This is a genomic window from Stenotrophomonas sp. G106K1 (assembly GCF_037969685.1).
In the GTDB taxonomy this organism is placed as follows: Bacteria; Pseudomonadota; Gammaproteobacteria; order Xanthomonadales; family Xanthomonadaceae; genus Stenotrophomonas; species Stenotrophomonas lactitubi.
This window is the reverse complement of record NZ_JBBPFR010000006.1, coordinates 177,623-195,878: the sequence shown is the minus strand read 5'-3', so window position 1 is coordinate 195,878 and position 18,256 is coordinate 177,623. Positions and strand designations below refer to the sequence as shown.

Annotated in this window: 11 protein-coding genes and 1 pseudogene; 11 read left to right on the top strand and 1 reads right to left on the bottom strand. The window is 66.4% G+C overall.

The features are described from left to right. The first annotated feature begins 137 nt into the window (after positions 1 to 137). The 11 genes and pseudogenes from WKB25_RS08525 (at position 138) to WKB25_RS08475 (ending at position 15,473) form a co-directional block, all read left to right on the top strand. On the top strand, positions 138 to 2,384 hold the full coding sequence (locus tag WKB25_RS08525) for a methyl-accepting chemotaxis protein (RefSeq protein ID WP_340569977.1): 2,247 nt from the start codon (positions 138 to 140) through the stop codon (positions 2,382 to 2,384). A 213-nt stretch (positions 2,385 to 2,597) separates the two neighbouring features. Further along, entirely contained in the window at positions 2,598 to 3,371 is a 774-nt protein-coding gene (locus WKB25_RS08520; RefSeq protein ID WP_340569976.1) for a flagellar brake protein, read from the top strand. Positions 3,372 to 3,573: 202 nt separating this feature from the next. After that, a pseudogene (locus WKB25_RS08515) lies at positions 3,574 to 4,183 on the top strand (chemotaxis protein CheW). Positions 4,184 to 4,320: 137 nt separating this feature from the next. Beyond that, positions 4,321 to 4,704, top strand: a complete 384-nt coding sequence (locus WKB25_RS08510) for a hypothetical protein (protein ID WP_025878966.1) — start codon at positions 4,321 to 4,323, stop codon at positions 4,702 to 4,704. Between the two features lie 98 nt (positions 4,705 to 4,802). Beyond that, on the top strand, positions 4,803 to 7,193 hold the full coding sequence (locus WKB25_RS08505) for a methyl-accepting chemotaxis protein (RefSeq protein WP_340569974.1): 2,391 nt from the start codon (positions 4,803 to 4,805) through the stop codon (positions 7,191 to 7,193). 755 nt (positions 7,194 to 7,948) lie between these two features. Continuing rightward, the gene (locus WKB25_RS08500; protein WP_340569973.1) at positions 7,949 to 10,213 is read left to right on the top strand and encodes a methyl-accepting chemotaxis protein; all 2,265 of its coding nucleotides are present in this window, start codon (positions 7,949 to 7,951) and stop codon (positions 10,211 to 10,213) included. A 32-nt stretch (positions 10,214 to 10,245) separates the two neighbouring features. After that, entirely contained in the window at positions 10,246 to 11,115 is an 870-nt protein-coding gene (locus tag WKB25_RS08495; RefSeq protein ID WP_340569972.1) for a CheR family methyltransferase, read from the top strand. Beyond that, a complete protein-coding gene (cheD, locus tag WKB25_RS08490; RefSeq protein ID WP_340569971.1) occupies positions 11,112 to 11,708 on the top strand; it encodes a chemoreceptor glutamine deamidase CheD in 597 nt (198 codons plus the stop codon). Before WKB25_RS08495 ends, cheD begins: the two co-directional genes overlap by 4 nt. After that, positions 11,705 to 12,778: a chemotaxis response regulator protein-glutamate methylesterase gene (locus WKB25_RS08485; RefSeq protein WP_340569970.1), complete on the top strand. Its 1,074-nt coding sequence runs from the start codon at positions 11,705 to 11,707 to the stop codon at positions 12,776 to 12,778. The genes cheD and WKB25_RS08485 overlap by 4 nt, the downstream gene beginning before the upstream one ends. Before the next feature lie 92 nt (positions 12,779 to 12,870). Further along, complete coding sequence (locus WKB25_RS08480) at positions 12,871 to 14,454, top strand: hypothetical protein (RefSeq protein ID WP_340569969.1); 1,584 nt, start codon at positions 12,871 to 12,873, stop codon at positions 14,452 to 14,454. A 44-nt stretch (positions 14,455 to 14,498) separates the two neighbouring features. Further along, entirely contained in the window at positions 14,499 to 15,473 is a 975-nt protein-coding gene (locus WKB25_RS08475; RefSeq protein ID WP_340569967.1) for a hypothetical protein, read from the top strand. 162 nt (positions 15,474 to 15,635) lie between these two features. Here the strand turns inward: WKB25_RS08475 and acnB are convergent, their stop codons facing one another. Next, positions 15,636 to 18,227 carry a bifunctional aconitate hydratase 2/2-methylisocitrate dehydratase gene (acnB, locus tag WKB25_RS08470; protein WP_340569966.1) on the bottom strand — a complete coding sequence of 864 codons (2,592 nt, stop codon included), beginning with the start codon at positions 18,225 to 18,227 and terminating at the stop codon, positions 15,636 to 15,638. Positions 18,228 to 18,256: the final 29 nt, after the last annotated feature.

Genomic DNA, 18,256 nt, shown 5'->3' with positions numbered 1-18,256 from the left:
AGTCCGCCGCACAGGCGCCGCTATCTCGGCATGACGGCAGTCACCGAACCCCCACCCGGCACGACCGTTCCCTCCTGCAACGACCTTTTTGCCAGCGGCGCCGCCGCCAGCATTCTGCCCACCTTGGAGCACCCTGCATGAAGTGGTTCCACGATCTGCCCATCGCCCGCAAGCTGGCTGTGGGATTCACCCTGACCACCCTGATGACCGTCGTGCTGGGTGCATTCGCCCTGGTCCGCCTGTCCGAAGCCAATGCCAAGCTGACCTCGATGGCGACCAACGACATCCCATCGGTGCAGTACCTCGGTGAAGTGCGCTCGCAGCTGGGTGAGTTCCGCACCTATGAACTGGCCCAGATCAGCATGCTGGACCAGCCGGAAAAGGTGGCCGACTACAACAAGCGCATGAACGACACCGCTGCCGTAGTGCGCGAGCAGCTGGCCGCCTATGCCAAGCTGCCGGCCGGCGACAAGGAGCGCACGCTGTACCAGGCCGTGCAGGCCGACGTTGATGGCTACTTCGCCGCCAATACCAAGCTGCGCGAAGCGGCGACAGCGGGTGATGGCGAGGCCGCCCGGCAGATTTCCGATGAGCAGTCGCGCCCGCTGCGCCGCAAGGCCTTTGAGGACCTGAAGGCGCTGGGTGCGCTGCTGGGAACCCAGATGCAGGGCAAGATCGACGACGCCAACGCCACCCACCGCAACAGCATGCTGGCCATCATCGCCGCCATCGTGCTGCTGGTCGTGGTCGCCGCCACCCTGGCCGTGGTCATCTCGCGCGCCGTGGTCGGTCCGCTGGGCAAGGCCGTGCATGCCATCCAGGCCGTCGCCCGGGGCGATCTCAGCGTCACCACCCAGGCCACCGGCAAGGATGAGGCGGGCCGCATGCTGGCCGCCACCGCAGAGATGACCGCGATGCTGCGTCGCTTCTCCGAGCAGACCCAGCTGATGGCACAGATGCATGCCGGTCCCGATATCAGCCACCGCATTCCGGAAGACTTCCCGGGCGTCTATGGCCAGCTCGCCGGCGGCATCAACACGGTGATCTTCGAGCACCTCGATGCGATCCGCGATGCCATCGATGTGCTCAACCAGTACGCCACCGGCAACCTCGCCCCCGATGCGCGCCGGTTGCCGGGCAGCCGCGCGATCCTGCACGAATCGATGGATGCGGCCAAGGCCAGCCTGCTGGCGATCAACACGCAGATCCAGCAGTTGGCCTCGGCCGCCGCCGCCGGCGACTTCAGCCAGCGTGGCGATGCGCAGCGCTTCGATCACGATTTCCGCGTGATGATCGAGCAGTTGAACAGCATGATGCAGGTTGCCGACGGCAACCTGGGCCAGCTGTCGCAGCTGCTGCAGGCGATCGCCGCGGGGGACCTAACCGCACGCATGGACGGCCAGTTCCACGGCGTGTTCGCCCGCATGCGCGATGATGCCAACACCACGGTTGCCCAGCTGACCCAGATCGTCAGCCAGATCCAGGCCAGCACCTCCAGCATCACCCTGGCCTCAGGCGAAATCGCCTCGGGCAACAGCGACCTGTCGCGCCGTACCGAACAGCAGGCCGCGAATCTGGAAGAAACCGCGGCCTCGATGGAGGAGCTGACCTCCACCGTGCGCCAGAACGCCGAGCACGCCCGCCAGGCCAACCAGCTTGCCATCGGCGCGCACGGCGTGGCCTCGCAGGGCGGCGAAGTGGTCGGCCAGGTGGTCACCACCATGTCGGCCATCGAAGCGTCCTCGAAGAAGATCGCCGAGATCATCTCGGTCATCGATGGCATCGCCTTCCAGACCAACATCCTGGCGCTGAACGCTGCGGTGGAAGCCGCCCGTGCCGGTGAACAGGGCCGTGGCTTCGCCGTGGTCGCCAGCGAGGTGCGTACCCTCGCCCAGCGCTCGGCCGCCGCCGCCAAGGAGATCAAGGGCCTGATCGACGAATCGGTCGGCAAGGTCGCCGAAGGCTCCAGCCTGGTCCACCAGGCCGGCAGCACCATGGGCGAGATCGTCGCCTCGGTGCAGCGCGTGACCGACATCATGGCCGAGATTTCTGCCGCCTCGCAGGAACAGTCGGCGGGCATCGAGCAGGTCAACCAGACCGTGGTGCAGATGGATGAAACCACCCAGCAGAACGCCGCGCTGGTGGAAGAAGCCACTGCTGCAGCACGGGCGATGGAAGACCAGGCCGCGCAGCTGGGCGAAGCCGTTGCACGCTTCCGCCTGGCCGCACCGGGTGCAGGCAATGCGATGCCGCGTGCAGCGATGGCCACAGCCGGCAGTGCTCCGCGCAAAGCGGCGTCCGCCCCCATCGCCACGCCATCGCGCGTGCGCAAGCCCGTTGCACAGCCGGTGCTGGCCGGCGACGGCGACTGGCAGGAGTTCTGATCGCAGCATCGGGGTGGCCCCGCGCCACCCCGACAGCGGACAGCTGGCGCCGGGCCATGCCCGGTCCCAGCGTCCAGCTTGCCCTTCGGCTTCCGGCATGGCGCAACGAAGCAGGCGAACGCGTCCGGTGCTACATAAATCCGCAACGCAGCCGATACTTCTTTCGAGCCACGCGCCCACACGCGTTGGCGCCCGCCCCTGACCACAGATTCCATGTCCGACGGCCACGACACTGCACCGCCCGAAGTCCATGCGGCCGACGCCGCCGACGATCGCTTTCTGGTCCGCAATCCCCGCCAGGTGCGGCAGCTGCTGCGTTCCCTGATCGAGCAGCGATCACTGATCAACGCCCATATCGATGGCCGCGACCGCTCCTTCCCGACGGCCCTGCTCGAACTGAACGAGGACGAGGACATCCTGTTGCTCGATGGCAGCCCGCAGGAAGCCTCCAACCGCGCCGCCGAACAGGCTGACCACCTGCTTTGTTTCGCCCAGCTGGAACGGGTACTGGTGCGTTTCCGCCTGCATGACCTGCAGCGCGTGGACAACGAAGGCCACGTCGCCTTCCGGGCACCGTTCCCCGAGGAGCTGGTGCACCTGCAACGGCGTGAAATGTACCGCCTGGAGACCCCCATCACCGATTCACCGCAGTTGCTGCTGCCCCCGGGCGAGGCCCGCGCCGAAGCGTTGTCGATGCGGGTAGTGGACATCAGTGGCGGCGGGCTGGCGGTGACCGTACCCACCGACTGCGCGATCTTCAGCCTGCAACAGCGCTACCGGGCGCAGCTGTCGATGCCCGATGGCCCGGACCTGCAGATCGAACTTGTGGTCTGCAACCTGCTGCCGCAACGCCTGCCCAACGGCACCGAGGTCAAGCGCGTCGGCATGCGCTTCGACGACCTGCCGCGCGGTGGCGACAGCGCCATCCAGCGCTACATCTTCCGCATCGACCGCCAGCGCAAGGCACGCCGCAACGGCGAGCTCTGAAGCACCCACGGCGGCATCTGCCGGCCAGCGGCCGGCACTACCCATCCCAGGTAGATCCACGCCCTGCGTGGATTCATGGCCCCGGCAGATCCACGCCATGCGTGGATTCATGGTTCCTGGTAGATCCACGCCATGCGTGGATTCATGGTTCCTGGTAGATCCACGCCATGCGTGGATGCATGGTTCCTGGTAGATCCACGCCATGCGTGGATGCAGGAATTGCCGGCCCGCGGCCAGCACCACCAGATCTCTAAAGTCCCCCACCGCGGGGCCGATATCGAGCCTGACACCGGCACTTCCGGCAGAACAAGGACCCCTCGATGAACGACAAGAACAGCTCCGCCGCCGGCGCCGATGGCGAATTCCTCAGCTTCACCCTCGGTGCCGAGCACTACGGCGTGGACATCCTCAAGGTGCAGGAAATCCGTGGCTATGACGCCGTCACCCGCGTCCCCGATGCCCCGGACTACATCAAGGGTGTCATCAACCTGCGCGGCACCATCGTGCCGGTGATCGACCTGCGCCTGAAGCTGCGCCTGGAAGATGCCCGCTACGACGCCTTCACCGTGATGATCGTGCTCAACGTGGAAGACCGCGTGGTCGGCATCGTGGTCGACAGCGTCTCCGACGTGATCCCGTTGTCGGCCGAGCAGATCCGCCCGACCCCGGAATTCGGCGCCGCCGTCGACACCCGATTCATCTCCGGCATCGGTACCCATGACGACCGCATGTTGATCCTGCTGGATATCGAAACCCTGCTGGACAGCGCCGACATGGGCCAGACCCACGTCGTCGAAGACGCCGCCGCCTGAACAAACGGACCTTCTTCACGTTTCTGTTACGCAGCCCTTCAGTTCCCCCCATCCATGCCGATAGGGGGACAGAAGCCGGTCGCGCAGGAACGCGCCAAGGCCGGATCCACCATCACCATCCCCGGAGAATCACCCCGATGAAGTCCCTGCTTGCGTTCGTTTCGGCTGCCGTCCTGGCCACCACCGCTTCCTCCGCCTTCGCGCAGTCGGCCGAGATGATTCCGCCGGAGATGGCACCGCGCGCCGTCGGCAAGGACGGCATGGTCTGCGGCAAGGTCGAAAAGGCCCGCTTCGCAGAAGGTTCCGAAGGCCAGCCGACCTTCCTGTACATGGGCGGCGCCTTCCCGCGCCACACCTTCTCGGCACGTATCGCCGGCGAGAACCGCGGCAAGTTCTCCTTCCCGCTGGAAACCCTGGAAGGCAAGACCGTGTGCGTGATCGGCAAGATCCAGCGCGATGCTTCGCGTGCGGAAATCGAAGTCAGCTCGCCGTCCAGCCTGAAGCTGGCCAACATCAAGTAATCCGCTGTCCGTCAGACCGCGCCGGCCAGCGTGCCGGCGCGGCTGCTGCAACCGGGCCCCGCGCCCGGCCGCGTCTGCCTTAGGAGATCGCAACGCCCATGCCGTGGATCAACAACCTGAAACTGATGCCGAAGCTCATGCTGACCTTCGGTGTCCTCTTGCTGGTGATGCTGCTGCAGGGCATCGTCGCCTACCGTGGCCTGCATTCGCTGAACAACGTGACCACCGAACTGGCGGGTTCGCGGATGGAGAGCATCCGCATGGCAGGCGAAATGCGCGGCATGCTCGGCGAGTACCGCAACAGCGCCTACCAGCAGCTGATCCGCGCCAGCGACGACGTCAAGGCTGACGCCCGCAAGCGGACCGTCGAACTGCGCACCAGCATGGACAAGTCGATCAAGGACTATCCGAAGCTGGTCGACAACGCACAGCAGAAGAAGCTGTTCGACACCTTCGCCAAGGACTGGAAGGACGCGCTGGCCTCCTATGACAGCGTCACCGAAATGCTGGAACTGGACCTGCCCGACGATGCGATCGACACCTTCGTCGGCGAGACCCGCACCAAACACCGCAAGGCGGGCGCCGCGCTGGAAGCGCTGATCGCCGAAGACAACCGCCTCGCCCGCGCCTCGCGCGACGAAGCCGCCTCCACCTACTCCGCCTCGGCCGCGCTGACCGTGATCGCGCTGCTCGGCGGCGCCGCCCTGGGCCTGGTGCTGGTGTGGCTGTTCGCCCGCGCCCTGGTCGGCAGCGTGCGTGGCGCCGTTTCGGTGGCCAACGATGTCGCCGGTGGCAAGCTCGATGGTCACATCGATGTCAGCCGCCAGGACGAAGTGGGCGAGCTGATGCAGGCCATGCAGCGCATGCAGCGCGACCTCCGCGAGCGCATCGAAACCGACCAGGCCATCGCCCGCGAGAACCTGCGCATCCGCACCGCGCTGGATTACAGCTCGACCGGCGTCTACCTGACCGACCCCGACAACACCATCGTCTACAGCAACCGCGCCCTGCAGCAGACCCTCGCCCAGTACCAGGACGAGCTGCGCCGCGACCTGCCCGACTTCGACGTTCACGCCTCGCTGGTCGGCAAGCCGGTCACCGTGCTCGAGCACCGTGGCGAGATGGACAATACCCTGCTGGCCAACCTCAAGCAGCATGGCGTTGCCCGCCGCCCGATGCAGTACGGCGATGCCCAGTTCGCCCAGGTCGTGTCGACCATCCGCAACGAAGACGGCGACACCGTCGGCTATGTGGTGGAATGGCGCGACCGCACCCAGGAAGCGCAGGTCGAGGCGGAAGTGGCACGCGTGATCGCCCAGGCCGCTGCCGGCGACCTGTCCGGCCGCATCGATGCCAGCGACAAGGAAGGCTTCTTCCTGCAGCTGGCCCAGCAGATCAACGGCCTGCTGGACGCCAACTCGGGCAGCATCGAACAGATTTCCGGCCTGCTTTCAGCGCTGTCGCAGGGCGACCTGACCGTGCGCATGCACGGCGACTACCAGGGCGTGTTCGCCCGCATGCGCGACGATGCCAATGCCACCGCCGCGCAGCTGAGCGAGATCGTCACCCGCATCAAGCAGTCCAGCCGTGCGATCAGCTCCGCCGCCGGCGAAATTGCTTCCGGCAACAGCGACCTGTCGCGCCGTACCGAACAGCAGGCCGCTAATCTGGAAGAAACCGCCGCCTCGATGGAGGAATTGACCTCCACCGTGCGCCAGAACGCCGAGCACGCCCGCCAGGCCAACCAGCTTGCCATCGGCGCGCACGGCGTGGCTTCGCAGGGCGGTGAAGTCGTTGGCCAGGTGGTCACGACCATGTCGGCCATCCAGGCCTCGTCGAAGAAGATCGCCGAGATCATCTCGGTGATCGACGGCATCGCCTTCCAGACCAACATCCTGGCGCTGAACGCCGCAGTGGAAGCCGCCCGTGCCGGCGAACAGGGCCGTGGCTTCGCCGTGGTCGCCAGCGAAGTGCGTACCCTCGCCCAGCGTTCGGCTGCAGCAGCCAAGGAAATCAAGGGCCTGATCGACGACTCGGTCGGCAAGGTCAATGATGGTTCCGCACTGGTGCACAAGGCCGGCGCCACCATGGGCGAGATCGTCGCCTCGGTGCAGCGCGTCACCGACATCATGTCCGAGATCTCCGCTGCCTCGCAGGAGCAGAGCGCCGGCATCGAGCAGGTCAACCAGACCGTGGTGCAGATGGATGAAACCACCCAGCAGAACGCCGCGCTGGTGGAAGAAGCCACTGCTGCTGCACGGGCGATGGAAGAACAGGCGGGTCATCTGAGCGAGGCGGTATCGATCTTCGTGGTCGACGAAGCCGAAATACTGGTCGCCACGCGCACGCCGGCAGCACGTGCAGCAGCACCGGGTCCTCGTGCTGTTGCACCGGCCGCCCCGGCCCCGGTCGCGCCGCCGGCCCGTCGCACCGCTGGCGGCCGCCCGATGGCCACCGAACTGGCCGATGGAGACTGGCAGGAGTTCTGATTCCTGCCTGACCTGACGTACGACGACGCCCTGGCCCTACGCCGGGGCGTTTTCGTTTACGGGGTATCTAGATGTCCAGCCAACGGCGAAGCCCCTCGTGGTGAATCGCGAAATACGCATGTCCGCTGCAGGTTGGCCGGGAGGGTGGGCTGCGCAGGGGCCGCTGCAAGTACGTCCATGTAAGCTCGGTCGCTGCATCCATGCGGCTCACGCCCCTGCGCAACCCACCCTCCCGGCCACGGACGGTTTCCGTGCGCGATCCACCACGGATTGAAGAAGGAAGAGCAAGAGCACCAGCCGCACCATTTCCGGGGTCAGATCCGTTTTCCGCAGGAAAACGGATCTGACCCCTCTTTCCACCTGGAAACCCAACGCTCTTGCCGTCCGACATTGGAATGCCGGATGAGTCGTGCGGGGATGGGCTGGCGGGACCGTTGGCGCCATGGATGGCGCCATGGATGGCGCCATCGAGCCCCCATGGATGGGTTTACGGCGTGTCCCGCCAGCCCATCCCCGCGCGGCTCCCTCTCAACATCGCAGAGCCGACCAACCGCCGTTGCCGTTGCTGTTGCTGTTGCTGTTGCTGTTGCTTCAAAGCCTGCCGCAGGCAGCGCCGCAGCCGCCGCTGCAAGCAAACCTGAATACGTTCGAACAGCCCGCCTCAATCCCCCGCCCCCGCGGCCGATAACGGTCATGTCACCGCTGCTCCCGACCAGCACCGGCGCCTCCACCCACCACGACCCGGGTACTGCTCGATGAATCTCCTGCATCGCTGGCAACACTACTTCAGCAATCTCTCCGTCCGGCGCAAGCTCAATCTGCTCACGCTGCTGATCGCGCTTGGCGTGATCGCGCTCTCGGTGATCGCTGCCCGCATGCAGTATCTGGACCTCACCGATACCCGCAAGTCTTCGCTGAAGACCCAGGTCGAACTGAGTTACGGCATCCTCGACCACTACCACCGCCTCGCCGGAACCGGTGAGCTCAGCGAAGAAGCCGCCAAGGCCGCCGCGCTGCAGGCGCTGGAAGTCATGCGCGCGCACAACGATACCTACTACTACAACATCTACGACACCGGCTATCACGTGCTCATGCACCCGTTCCGCAAGGATCTGGTGGGCAAGGACATGAAGGATTTCCGTACCGGCGATGGCATCCGCATCTACTACGACCAGATCGAAGCGGCCAAGGCCGGCGGCGGCTTCGTCGCCTATCGCTGGGCCAAGCCGGGGGAGAAGGGCGAGATCGAAAAGGTCGCCTATGCCGGCCTGTTCAAGCCGTGGAACTGGGTGGTCAGCAGCGGCGTCTACATGGATGACGTGCAGCAGCAGGCACTGGTCTTCACCGCCATCATGACCCTGGCCGGCGGCGTGCTGGTGCTGATCGTGCTCGCATTGAGCTGGGTCATCGGCAACCGCATCGCGCGTCCGCTGAAGCAGGCCACTGCCGTCGCAGAGGGCATCGCCGGCGGCAAGCTGGACAGCCACATCGGTCCGCAGCCGCATGACGAACCCGGTCGCCTGCTCGAAGCGATGTCACGCATGCAGCAGCAACTGCACGCGGTCATCAGTGGCCAGCGCGAGATGGCGCGCCGTCACGATGAAGGTGAACTCAGCTACCGTATCGACGCCAGCGCCTTCCCCGGCGAATACGGACTGATGGTGCAGGAAACCAATGTCCTCGTCGGCAGCCACGTGCAGACCCTGCACGATGTACTGAACGTCGTGCAGCAGTACGCCGTCGGCGACCTCAGCAGCGACATCGCCCGCTACCCGGGCGAGAAGGCGGCGATGACCACCACCGTCGACACGGTCAAGGCCAACCTCGGCCGCATCAATGCCGAGATCAAGCAGCTGGCCAGCGCCGCAGCCGCCGGTGACTTCAGCCAGCGCGGCGACGCACAGCGCTTCGATCACGATTTCCGCACCATGCTGGAAAACCTCAACGCCATGATGGCGGTCAGTGATGACAACCTCGGCAAGCTCTCACAGCTGCTGTCGTCGATCGCCGACGGTGACCTGACCGCGCGCATGCACGGTGACTACCAGGGTGTGTTCGCGCGCATGCGTGACGATGCCAACGCCACGGTCAGCCAGCTGACCCAGATCGTTGGCCAGATCCAGCTCAGCGCCTCCAGCATCACCCTGTCGGCCGGCGAAATCGCCTCGGGCAACAGTGACCTGTCGCGCCGCACCGAGCAGCAGGCCGCCAACCTGGAAGAAACCGCCGCGTCGATGGAGGAACTGACCTCCACCGTGCGCCAGAACGCCGAGCACGCACGCCAGGCCAACCAGCTCGCCATCGGTGCGCATGGCGTGGCCTCGCAGGGCGGCGAAGTGGTCGGCCAGGTGGTCACCACCATGTCGGCCATCGAAGCCTCCTCCAAGAAGATCGCCGAGATCATTTCGGTGATCGACGGCATCGCCTTCCAGACCAACATCCTGGCGCTGAATGCCGCAGTCGAAGCCGCCCGTGCCGGCGAACAGGGCCGTGGCTTCGCCGTGGTCGCCAGCGAGGTGCGTACCCTCGCCCAGCGCTCGGCCGCCGCCGCCAAGGAGATCAAGGGCCTGATCGATGATTCGGTCGGCAAGGTCGCCGAAGGCTCCAGCCTGGTCCACCAGGCCGGCAGCACCATGGGCGAGATCGTCGCCTCGGTGCAGCGCGTGACCGACATCATGGCCGAGATCTCCGCTGCCTCGCAGGAACAGTCGGCCGGCATCGAACAGGTCAACCAGACCGTGGTGCAGATGGATGAAACCACCCAGCAGAACGCCGCGCTGGTGGAAGAAGCCACCGCCGCCGCACGTGCGATGGAAGAGCAGGCCGCGCAGCTGGCCGACGCCGTGGCGATCTTCCGCCTCGACAACCAGGTCGCCGTCGCAGTGAAGGCGGTGACCGCGAAGGTCGCACCGAAGGCCGCCAGCCCCGCGGCCTCGCAGCCGCTGTCGACGCCCGCACCGATCCGCCGTACCCACTCCAGCACCGTCGTTTCCAACGACGGCGACTGGCAGGAATTCTGATCCTCGCGGCGGCTGCGGCCGCCGCCCCGCCGATGGACACGTCACCCGTGCAGAGCCCTACCCCCATCGTCAGCGGTACGCGCGAATTCGAGTTCGCCGACCGTGATTTCCGCCGCGTCTGCGACCTGATCTACCAGCGCGTGGGCATTGCCCTCGCCCCGGCCAAGCGTGACATGGTGTACGGACGCCTGTCGCGCCGCCTGCGCACGCTGGGCATGCGCAGCTTCCAGCAGTACCTGGACCACCTGGAACAGGGCGATGGTGACGAGTGGCAGGCATTCACCAATGCGCTGACCACCAATCTCACCGCGTTCTTCCGCGAGCCGCACCATTTCGACAAGCTGCGCGAGGAACTGCAGCAGCGCAACGGGCGCGGCTCGCTGCTGCTGTGGTCGTGCGCCGCCTCCACCGGTGAAGAGCCCTACTCGATGGCGATCACCGCCTGCGAAGCGTTCGGCACCCTGAAGCCGCCGGTGCGCATTGTCGCCACCGACGTCGATACCCAGGTGCTGGCCACCGCCGGGCGCGGTGTCTACAACATCGACCGCGTCGCCGGCCTCGATCCGGACCTGCGTCGCCGCTACTTCCAGCGCGGCAGTGGTCCCAATGAAGGCCAGTGCCGCGTGCTGCCGGCGCTGCGCGAGCTGATCGAGTTCCGCCCGTTGAACCTGCTGGCACCGCGCTACGACGTCGGCGGCCCGTTCGATGCGCTGTTCTGCCGAAACGTAATGATCTACTTCGACAAGCCGACCCAGCGCGCGATTCTTGGCCGCTTGGTCAATCATCTGGCCGACGACGGTCTGCTCTACACCGGCCACTCGGAGAACTACCTGCACGCTGCCGATCTGATCCAGCCCTGCGGCCGTACCCTGTACCGACGCGCGCAGGGAGCCCGCGCATGAATGCATCGCTGCGCACCGACGATGTGATGCGCTACCAGGACGCACGCTTCAAGACTCTCGCCGCCAAGCTGCTGCCGACCCAGTACCTGGTGGTGGATGACACCACCGCGCTGACCACGACGCTGGGCTCGTGCGTGGCCGCGTGCCTGCGCGACCCGGTGCTGAAGATCGGTGGCATGAACCATTTCCTGCTGCCCGAGGGCAACGCTGGCGACGGCGCGCCGGCGCGCTATGGCAGCTACGCGATGGAACTGCTGATCAACGACATGCTCAAGCGTGGCGCACATCGCAAGCGCATCGAGGCGAAGGTATTCGGCGGCGCCAACGTGCTGAAGGGCTTCACCAGCAATCCGGTAGGCACGCGCAACGCCGAGTTCGTGCGCCAGTACCTGCAGGCCGAACACATCCCGATCCTCGCCGAGGACCTGTGCGGCATCCACCCGCGCAAGATCTGGTTCTTCGCCGATACCGGCCGCGTCGTCGTGCAGCGCCTGCCGCACGCCCACGAAGCCGAAGTGGCCGCGACCGAATCGGCGGTGCGCGCACGCCTGTCCAAGGCCCCGGTCACCGGTGGCGTGGAGCTGTTCGAATGACCCTGACCGGCAACGCCCCCTGCCGGGTCCTGATCGTCGACGATTCCGCCGTCGTGCGGCAGATGCTCACCGAAATCCTGTCCAGCGATCCGGCCATCGACGTGGTCGGCACCGCGGCCGACCCGCTGCTGGCGCGCGAGAAGATCAAGCGCCTGGCTCCGGACGTGATCACCCTGGACGTGGAAATGCCACGCATGGACGGCCTGGCGTTCCTTGAAAACCTGATGCGCCTGCACCCGCTGCCGGTGGTGATGATCTCGTCGCTGACCGAGCGCGGTGCCGATACCACCCTGCAGGCGCTCGGTCTGGGCGCGGTGGACTTCGTCTCCAAGCCCAAGCTTGATGTAGCCCGTGGCCTGCAGGCCTATGCCGATGAAATCATCGCCAAGGTGAAGATGGCCGCGCGCTCACGGGTGCGCCCGCTGGTACGCGTTGCCACACCGAAACTCACGCTGGACGCCGCCCCTGCCGTGCGTCCGGCAGCAACGCAGTTCCGCACCACCGACCGCCTGATCGCCATCGGCTCGTCGGCCGGCGGCACCGAAGCACTGCGCGTGGTGCTGGAAGGCATGCCCGCCGACGGTCCCGCAGTGGTGATGACCCAGCACCTGCCCGCCAGTTTCAGCACCGCCTTCGCCGAGCGCCTGGACCGCCACTCGGCGATGGCCGTACGCGAAGCCAGCGATGGCGAAGCAGTGCTGCCCGGCCACGCTTACCTGCCTCCCGGCGGCAAGCACCTGCGGATCATTCGCGACGGTGCGCGCTGGCGCTGCCGGGTCGACGACGGCCCGGCGGTGAACCGGCACAAGCCGGCCGTGGACGTGCTGTTCCGTTCGGTGGCGCAGGCCGCCGGCGGCAATGCCATCGGCGCCATCCTCACCGGCATGGGCGATGACGGCGCACGTGGCCTGCTGGAAATGCGCCAGGCCGGTGCGCCGACGCTGGTGCAGGACGAGGCCACCAGCGTGGTCTGGGGCATGCCCGGTGCCGCGTTCAAGCTCGGTGCGGCCGAGGAACAGGTGCCGTTGGAGCGCATTACCGAACGGCTGCTGGCGCTGGCCCGCGGCTGACCGTCCACCGCATCGCACCGCCTCACCCTGTATTCCAGACGCCGGCCCCGGAAGGGTCGGCGTGGCTGTTTTGATTTTCAAGGAGCTTGACGATGGCCCAGCGTACCTTCCGCATTCAATCATCCCTGCTGGCGACCGCCCTGCTGGTCGCACTGACGGCTGCCGCTGGCGGGCTGCCGCCATCGCCGCAGGCCACCCCTGCCGCTGCCGCCGTCACGGACGGTGTTGCACCGTGGACCGAGCGGGTCCAGATCCAGAGCGGTCCGGATACCGGATCGCAGCGTGTCCACGCACCGGATGTAGCACTGCGCATCGTTACCCCCGATGACAGCGAGGCGCTCACCCCGAAGGGACTGGCACTGCTCTTCAGCGGCAATGAGCCGGACTACTTCCGGCGCAACACCCTGCCCGGCAGCATCGTCGAGAGCCAGGCCAGCCCCGCCATCACCCTCATGCCGTCGGTGGCCAAGGCACTGGTGGGCGGCTACTTCAGGCACGTCCCCGATGCTGTGCCCAACCAAGCCAGCACCCTGCGCTTCAGTGCGGACAGATGGGCCCTGGTGCACCAGGGCAATACGCGGAAGGATCCCCTCTACTGCCTCAATCACTCCAGCACCATCCAGCAGCGCCGTGCCGACGGCACGCTGGCGGAAATCATCAGCTGCAATGACAGCGACAACCGGGCGACTCTGGACGCATGGCAAGCCAATGATTACGCGCGGCTCAAGGCGGCCGCGCAGATGATCACGATGAAATGCATCGAAAAGCTGGTCAAGAGAATCCCCGCGATGTACCCGCGCCCGTTGGCCGCTGAAGATGTCAGCGCCTACGCTGACGGCGTCGTGCCACCGGCACGCGTGCGCGTCTACGCCGCCCTGGGGCGGACCACCACCCTGTACACCGATGCCGCCTGCCGCGAAGACTACCGCGACAGGATCGACGTCAAGTACAACAACGCCGGCGACAAGGGCGTGCTCGGCATCCCCGTCACGGAAACCCTGCGCAGCAAGGAGAACGAGCGGTTCTCCATGCTCAGCTACCAGGAATACGAAGTACCCGGTGGCAAGCCGCTGATCTTCGAGGCACATTTCGACGCAAGCAGTCGCCTGTACTGCGACGGCAAGCTGTCGGGCCAGTTCGTGGCCAGGCCCGGCCAGGATTACGAGGTGGAATTTGAAGTGGCCGACAAGATCTGTCGGCTGCATATCCGCCAGGTGCATGCCGACGGCAGCATGACCCCGCAGCAGGCACGGGCGACCCCGACCATCTGTGAGGGCACCCGCGCGCCGGTCCGCATCGAGCCGCGCCAGGACATGCAGGTGCTGCTGTTCAACCCCGGCCAGCTGCAGATCCAGGATGCCAACCAAGGCAGCGCGCCGAAGCAGCTGAGCGACGATGCGGGCAGCAGCGAGGCACTGCAGCAGATGCTGCAGCAGGCCAGCGGCAATCCCGGCACTCGCCTGTGCGTGGTGGTACCGGCCACGGACTACAGCAGCGTCCTGCACGATGCCGTTCGCCAACGCGTGCTGGATGCACCGCAGGTGTTGCCCAGCCTGTGGGAGGAAGCGGCGTCAGTGAACCAGCGCCGCAATGCCGCCGCCGATGCTCCGCTCGACATCGCCACTGCGGTGAGCCACTGCAAGGCGTTCCCGATCAAGGAATTCGTGGCGCAGTGAGTCGCAGCGCGCGCCTCCATCATTTTTCCCCAAGGAGTACCACCGTGGCATTACGCCCAACCTGCCTCACCGCCGCGATCGCGGCCTGCCTGCTGCTGGCTCCGTCGGCCCACGCCATCGACGAAGCGCCCGCACCTGTCGCCGCCGCCGTAGCCGAGACCGAGGCAACGCCCGATCCGGCGGCGAATGCCGCACCGGCGCCAGAGGCATCGGACGCTGCGTCCACGGCTGCTGTATCCGTTGATGAAGCAGCGGCAACCGTGGCCGCACCCGCCGCCGAGAATGTTGCAGCGGCTCCGGCGCCCGCCACCGATCTCAGCAGCCTGCAACGGGTGAAGGTCACCTCCGGCCTGGGGCTTGGGCCCAACGGCAATCGCGTGGGCGACCCTGTCCTGCGCCTGGTAATGCGCGCCGACACTGCTGCCGTCACCGCGGCCAAGGTCGGGCTGTCTGCCTTGGCGTTCGTCACCGGTGTGGGTGACATCGGCACCAGCAACAGCTTCAGCAAGAACAACGTCCGTGGCGACGACATTCAATCCGTGCCCAGCCCGGCCTACGGTGCATTGCCGGGCATGATTCGTGAGCAGCTGGCGCTCTATTTCGCAGCGCATCCCGGCGCCATTCCCAGCGACGAGCGTACCGTGGAGGCCAGCGCCGGTCAGTGGTCGCTGGTGTACCAGAAGCTCAGCGACGCAGAGACCCCGTATGAGCTGCGCCACGATGTAACCATCGGCTTCCCGCTGGTGCGCAAGCTGTTCCGCAGCGCCAGTGGCGGCCAGGGCGTGCACTGCCAGGATGAAGCACGGGTTGCCCCGCTGCAGGAATGGCAGGCCGATGACTATGCCAAGGCGAAAGCCGCATCGCGTGAGTTCGCCGAAGCCTGCATGGTCCGCTTCGTCGCCGAACTGCCGCGCCTGTTCCCCGACCACGGCGTGTTGCCGGAAACGGCCGCGGAACCGGAGCTGCCGACGGACGCGCCGGCCGTGACCGAGGAAGCGGCCGCCGTCACCCAGGCCTGACGCCCCGGTAGTGCCGGCCGCTGGCCGGCAACGTTCTTGACCTCCCGCGTGTGCGGGCATGGGGCCGGCACTACCAGGCATCATCCGCACAACAAAAAACCCCCGGCGTTCACCGGGGGTTCTTCGTTTCAGCTGGATGCCGGCCAGCGGCCGGCACTACCCTCAGGCGGCGACCGTGTTGGCCACGTCCTGGTATTCCTCGATCTGGTCGAAGTTCATGTAACGGTAGATTTCCGCACCGCTGGCGGCGATCACGCCCACATCGGCCATGTACTCTTCCTTGGTCGGGATGCGGCCCAGGCGCGAGCAGATCGCCGCCAGTTCCGCCGAACCCAGGTACACGTTGGTGTTGCGGCCCAGGCGGTTCGGGAAGTTGCGGGTCGAGGTCGACATCGCGGTGGAGCCTTCGCGGATCTGCGCCTGGTTGCCCATGCACAGCGAGCAGCCCGGCATTTCCATGCGTGCACCGGTCGCACCGAAGGTGCCGTACACGCCTTCCTTGGTCAGCTCCGAAGCGTCCATCTTGGTCGGCGGAGCCACCCACAGGCGGGTCGGCAGGTCGCGCTTGCCTTCCAGCAGCTTCGCAGCGGCGCGGAAGTGACCGATGTTGGTCATGCACGAACCGATGAACACTTCGTCGATCTTGGCACCGGCGACTTCGGACAGGGTCTTCACGTCGTCCGGATCGTTCGGGCAGGCCACGATCGGCTCGTGGATGTCGGCCAGGTCGATCTCGATGACGGCCGCGTACTCGGCGTCGGCATCCGGCTCCAGCAGCTCCGGGTTGGCCAGCCATGCTTCCATCTTCTCGATGCGACGCTGCAGCGAACGCGGATCCTGGTAACCCTCGGCAATCATCCACTTCAGCAGCGTGATGTTGCTGGTCAGGTACTCGATGATCGGTTCCTTGTTCAGGCGCACCGAGCAGCCTGCGGCCGAACGTTCGGCCGAGGCGTCGGACAGTTCGAACGCCTGTTCGACCTTCAGTTCCGGCAGGCCTTCGATTTCCAGGATGCGGCCGGAGAAGATGTTCTTCTTGCCAGCCTTGGCCACGGTCAGCAGGCCCGACTTGATCGCGTACAGCGGGATCGCGTTGACCAGGTCACGCAGGGTCACGCCCGGCTGCATCTTGCCCTTGAAGCGCACCAGCACCGACTCCGGCATGTCCAGCGGCATGACGCCGGTGGCAGCGGCGAAGGCGACCAGGCCCGAACCGGCCGGGAACGAAATGCCCACCGGGAAACGGGTGTGCGAGTCGCCGCCGGTACCGACGGTGTCCGGCAGCAGCATGCGGTTGAGCCAGCTGTGGATCACGCCGTCGCCCGGACGCAGCGAGATGCCGCCACGGGTGGAGATGAACTCCGGCAGGGTGTGGTGGGTCTTGACGTCCACCGGCTTCGGGTAGGCTGCGGTGTGGCAGAACGACTGCATCACCAGGTCGGCCGAGAAGCCCAGGCAGGCCAGGTCCTTCAGCTCGTCGCGGGTCATCGGGCCGGTGGTGTCCTGCGAGCCCACCGAGGTCATCTTCGGTTCGCAGTAGGTGCCCGGGCGCATGCCCTGGCCTTCCGGCAGGCCACAGGCGCGGCCAACCATCTTCTGCGCCAGCGAGAAGCCCTTGCCGGTGTCGGCCGGCTGCACCGGCAGGCGGAACAGATCGGTCGGGGCCAGGCCCAGCGCTTCACGCGCCTTGCCGGTCAGGCCACGGCCGATGATCAGCGGAATGCGGCCACCGGCGCGCACTTCGTCGAACAGCACTTCGGACTTGACCTGGAATTCGGCGATCACTTCGCCGTTCTTCAGCGCCTTGCCTTCGTACGGACGCAGCTCGACCACATCGCCGTGCTCCATCTTCGACACGTCCAGCTCGATCGGCAGTGCGCCGGCATCTTCCATGGTGTTGTAGAAGATCGGGGCGATCTTCGAACCCAGGCAGACGCCACCGGCGCGCTTGTTCGGGATGTACGGAATGTCATCGCCGGTCCACCACAGCACGCTGTTGGTGGCCGACTTGCGCGAGGAACCGGTGCCGACCACGTCGCCGACATAGGCGACCAGGTGGCCCTTGTCCTTCAGCGACAGGATCTGCTGGATCGGGCCACGCTTGCCGTCTTCTTCCGGGGTGAACGGCGCGTCGTCGCGCTTGTTTTTCAGCATCGCCAGGGCGTGCATCGGGATGTCCGGGCGGGTGGTCGCGTCCGGTGCCGGCGACAGGTCGTCGGTGTTGGTCTCGCCCGGCACCTTGAACACGGTGACGGTCAGGCTCTGCGGCACTTCCGGGTTGCTGGTGAACCACTCGGCATCGGCCCAGCTCTGCAGTACGGCCTGGGCGTTGGCGTTGCCGGCCTTGGCCTTTTCCTGCACGTCGTGGAAGGCATCGAACACCAGCAGGGTTTTCTTCAGACCGTTGGCGGCGATGGTGCCGATGGCGGCATCGTCCAGCAGCTGCACCAGCGGCGCGACGTTGTAACCGCCCAGCATGGTGCCCAGCAGCTCGGCGGCACGCTCACGGCTGATCAGCGGGTTCTGCTCGCTGCCCAGGGCGATCGCGGCCAGGTACGAGGCCTTGACCTTGGCAGCGTCATCGACGCCGGCCGGCACGCGGTGGGTCAGCAGGTCGAGCAGGAACTCGGCCTCGCCCTGCGGCGGGTTCTTCAGCAGTTCGATGACATCGGCCGTCTGCTGCGCGGTCAGCGGCAGGGGCGGGATGCCAAGCGCAGCGCGCTCGGCGACGTGGTGGCGGTAGGCTTCCAACATGACAACTCCCGGGTAATGCGTGAGGTGAA

Bases quoted from the DNA above. Each gene is read 5' to 3' on its own strand.
- WKB25_RS08480 (WP_340569969.1), top strand. From the start codon at position 12,871: ATGGCCCAGCGTACCTTCCGCATTCAATCATCCCTGCTGGCGACCGCC.
- WKB25_RS08500 (WP_340569973.1), top strand. From the start codon at position 7,949: ATGAATCTCCTGCATCGCTGGCAACACTACTTCAGCAATCTCTCCGTC.
- WKB25_RS08495 (WP_340569972.1), top strand. From the start codon at position 10,246: ATGGACACGTCACCCGTGCAGAGCCCTACCCCCATCGTCAGCGGTACG.
- cheD (WP_340569971.1), top strand. From the start codon at position 11,112: ATGAATGCATCGCTGCGCACCGACGATGTGATGCGCTACCAGGACGCA.
- WKB25_RS08485 (WP_340569970.1), top strand. From the start codon at position 11,705: ATGACCCTGACCGGCAACGCCCCCTGCCGGGTCCTGATCGTCGACGAT.
- WKB25_RS08525 (WP_340569977.1), top strand. From the start codon at position 138: ATGAAGTGGTTCCACGATCTGCCCATCGCCCGCAAGCTGGCTGTGGGA.
- WKB25_RS08505 (WP_340569974.1), top strand. From the start codon at position 4,803: ATGCCGTGGATCAACAACCTGAAACTGATGCCGAAGCTCATGCTGACC.
- WKB25_RS08520 (WP_340569976.1), top strand. From the start codon at position 2,598: ATGTCCGACGGCCACGACACTGCACCGCCCGAAGTCCATGCGGCCGAC.
- acnB (WP_340569966.1), bottom strand. From the start codon at position 18,227: ATGTTGGAAGCCTACCGCCACCACGTCGCCGAGCGCGCTGCGCTTGGC.
- WKB25_RS08510 (WP_025878966.1), top strand. From the start codon at position 4,321: ATGAAGTCCCTGCTTGCGTTCGTTTCGGCTGCCGTCCTGGCCACCACC.